Annotated in this window: 3 protein-coding genes and 1 pseudogene; 2 read left to right on the forward strand and 2 right to left on the reverse strand. The window is 31.5% G+C overall.

Annotation, left to right across the window (positions count from 1 at the left end; translation table 11 throughout):
• Positions 1 to 328: 328 nt before the first annotated feature.
• Positions 329 to 607, reverse strand: coding sequence for an ArsR/SmtB family transcription factor (locus AC1DTM_RS20345; protein ID WP_088099822.1), 279 nt, complete (start codon positions 605 to 607; stop codon positions 329 to 331).
• A 490-nt stretch (positions 608 to 1,097) separates the two neighbouring features.
• Positions 1,098 to 1,304 carry a hypothetical protein gene (locus tag AC1DTM_RS20350; RefSeq protein ID WP_088099821.1) on the reverse strand — a complete coding sequence of 69 codons (207 nt, stop codon included), beginning with the start codon at positions 1,302 to 1,304 and terminating at the stop codon, positions 1,098 to 1,100.
• Between the two features lie 551 nt (positions 1,305 to 1,855).
• Between AC1DTM_RS20350 and tnpB the strand changes: the two genes are divergently transcribed.
• Together tnpB and AC1DTM_RS20360 are read left to right on the forward strand one after the other, a co-directional pair.
• Entirely contained in the window at positions 1,856 to 2,983 is a 1,128-nt protein-coding gene (gene tnpB, locus AC1DTM_RS20355) for an IS200/IS605 family element RNA-guided endonuclease TnpB (RefSeq protein WP_477000737.1), read from the forward strand.
• 187 nt (positions 2,984 to 3,170) lie between these two features.
• Positions 3,171 to 3,638, forward strand: a pseudogene (locus AC1DTM_RS20360) (AraC family transcriptional regulator); the annotation flags it as partial.

Here is a 3,638-nt window from a genome sequence, read left to right on the forward strand (position 1 = left end):
CCTTATTGTGGCACACATCACGATAGAGATATTAACGCAGGACTGAATCTTAGAAACGAAGCGATTCGTCTCTTAACCGTAGGGACTACGGGGATAGCCTAATCAATTAGAAACCGATAGGTTTCCGTACTTAGGAATCTCCCACTTCAAACAGTCCGTTAGGACGTTAAGTGGTGAGTAGTTCAACCTGTATAACAATTCCCATTGGAGCAACTCGCCCCTTGTATATAATATTTAATTCCTTTGAACCCTATTAATCATATATAAGAACCAAACGTTTATTTGGACACTCATTTTTATCTTCTTTAAAATAAATGCCCACTTTGCATTAAAACAGCTTTTTACCTAGTAGTATCTCTACAATAGTATTTATATTTTTATCTGAGGCACTATAATAATTTTCTAATCCTTTTCGCCTACATTTAACCATTTTTTGAGATTTCATTTTTGCTAAATGCTGGGATGTAGTAGACTGTGGAATTCCTAAGATATCCACTATTTGATTTACACTGCATTCCCCTCTTTGAACCAGTTCTGCTATAACTTTAATTCGAATTGGGTGTGATATTACTTTTAAAATTTCTGCATTTTTTTCATAAATAGTCATTTTCACATTTTCTCCTAAATTATTTAAATTTCACTAAAAATTGATCATTACAATATTTAATAAGGATAACAGTTTTCTTAATTAATTTATGGTAATTCTTTCACAAAAATTGTATTAATTTAATATGTATAAATTTCTGGTTAAATTTGTCATTTTCTCTCCCTTACATTTCACCCTTATTCGATTCAGGTCTTAAATACCTCTTGATAAAATGAAAATTGTTCTCTACAAAATTATTAAAACTCCCCACCCTCTTGATTTATCCATTAGAATATTTACCATATGGAAATCATACGAGCAAATCCACCCTTTTTGATAAAAATCATGAGTACAATCATTCTTCCGGAAAAACGTTTTTTAAGGGTTTAATTTTGGTATATTTACATGTTTTTTAATACTATTAACTGAATAAACAAAAATATTTACTAAATAATTAATCGGAAAAGCATTTATGTATTTCCTTTTCTTCATACATTATGGAAATGGTCTTTCAATCATTTCTTTGGGTATGATTACTTTGTCTCCAAACCCCGTTCTTTTTATAAAATACATTTTTGCTATTCATAAAGTTTGCTGTACTACCAGAAATCGCATATTTTTTACTATTTTTCTTTTTCCTTTTTTTTATTTTCTTTTCCTCTTTAATTGCATGCAAATCTGCTTTCCATTGCTTTAACAATTCTTTTTCATTTCGCATCAAGCTTATTCTCCTAGGATTAAATTAAATACCTATGATACAAATTTCTCTTTCTATATTTAGATACTAATTACCAAATAATATATGATTTCCATGAAAAAATATGGTGGAATTTCGTTATAACTTGTACTTTTTTGTCATTTTTCTTTTTTTAGGGGGATTGCTCTCAACGAAATGTATTGTATGAATCCATGCGTTAATTGTGTGAAAACTTGGTGTTCAATCTAATTAAAAGAAGAAGATAATGAATAATTCTATTGAGATACAGTACTTATATGACCTTATACGTAAGATGTTTACTGTACCTGTTTAATATTCTTTAATTTCAGTTTTACTTTTATTTGATAGTATTCAAAGGGAAATGTATAACTTTTTAGGTTGATAGCCATTTGCTAAAGGTATATTATTTATCATTTTCAGACAGAAGACTCCTTTCTCARAAATGTGAAGGTGTGAAATACCAATTTTAGGTGGGAGATGAATGTCGGTAGGCGTAAGCCTACTTATTTTGTATACTATTAAGAAGAATGCTAGAAAGTGAGGTGCAATCAATGTTAATAAATAAAGCATATAAATTTCGTATTTACCCGAACAAAAGACAAGAAATCTTAATTGCGAAAACTATTGGTTGTAGTCGATTTGTGTTCAATCGCTTCCTTACTATGTGGAACAATACTTACAAAGAAACAGGGAAAGGATTAACATATAATTCTTGCTCTGCCGAGCTCACTCAATTAAAAAAACAGAATGATACGATATGGTTAAAAGAAGTAGATAGTATTGCGCTTCAATCTACATTGAAAAATCTGGAAGATGCTTTTTCACGCTTTTTCAAGAAACAGAATGATCCTCCACGATTCAAGTCCAAACGAAATAAAATCCAATCTTACACAACGAAAGAAACAAATGGAAATATCGCTGTGATAGGCAATCGAATAAAACTACCTAAAATCGGACTTGTGAAGTTTGCAAAGAGCCGTGAGGTAACGGGACGTATTCTAAATGYTACCATTAGACGGAATCCAAGTGGTAAATACTTTGTATCTTTGCTAGTTRAGACAGAAGTAAAAGAATTACCGAAAACAGGATCTTCTGTTGGGATTGATATGGGATTAAAGGATTTTGCTATTCTTTCAAATGGAACTACATACAAAAACCCTAAATTCTTTCGTACATTAGAAAAAAAATTAGCGGAAGCACAACGCATCCTTTCCAGAAGAACGAAAGGTTCTTCGAACTGGAATAAACAACGTGTGAAAGTGGCACGRGTCCATGAACATATTACTAATGCAAGAAAAGAYTACTTGGATAAAATCTCTACCGAAATCATCAAAAACCACGATGTAATTGGTATTGAGGATCTACAAGTAAGCAATATGCTAAAAAACRGGAAACTTGCCAAAGCAATCAGTGAAGTATCTTGGTCACAATTTCGAAATATGTTGGAATATAAAGCAAAATGGTACAGGAAGCAAGTTGTAGTTGTCTCAAAAACATTTGCTTCTAGTCAGCTATGTTCAAATTGTGGTTACCAAAATAAAGACGTTAAAAATCTAAATCTTCGTGAATGGGAYTGTCCTTCTTGTGGCACACATCACGATAGAGATATTAACGCAGGACTGAATCTTAGAAACGAAGCGATTCGTCTCTTAACCGTAGGGACTACGGGGATAGCCTAATCAATTAGAAACCGATAGGTTTCCGTACTTAGGAATCTCCCACTTCAAACAGTCCGTTAAGACGTTAAGTGGTGAGTAGTTCAAAGTAATATTTTCAGGAATATGGTACCTAATGAAAACTATTCTATGAATCTATGCAGTAACTATGTGAAGATTTATCGTTTAATCTGAGTAAGAGGAGAAAATAATGAATGATTCCATTGACTTACAATACTTGTGTGATCTCATACACAAAACGTTTAATGTACCTGTTCAATTTTTATCTACAGGTAAAAAAATCCTATATCATTCTACTTCTAATGATATTTGTAGTCCCTTTTATTCTTCTAATGAAGAACATCTTAGTGAGCTTTATCAAGAAAATGATCTCAACAACTTCCCACTTTTCAGAGGTAACAGTTATCTTGAGAATTTCGTCCTAATTCATATAACAAATCATAACGATATAAAAGGAACTATTATAATTGGTCCCACTACCTATCCAAAGGTATCAGACGAAATGGCAATTAAGCTTATGAGAAGATTTAACTCGGTTGATAACATACAAAAAGGATTATCCTACTATCAATTCCTATCTGAGATTAAAAAGATCACTTTAATTGATATAGGTATTTTAATTCATTACATGATTTTCAAAGAAAAGCTAGATGTAGAT

The organism is Bacillus sp. P4_D3, assembly GCF_056401855.1.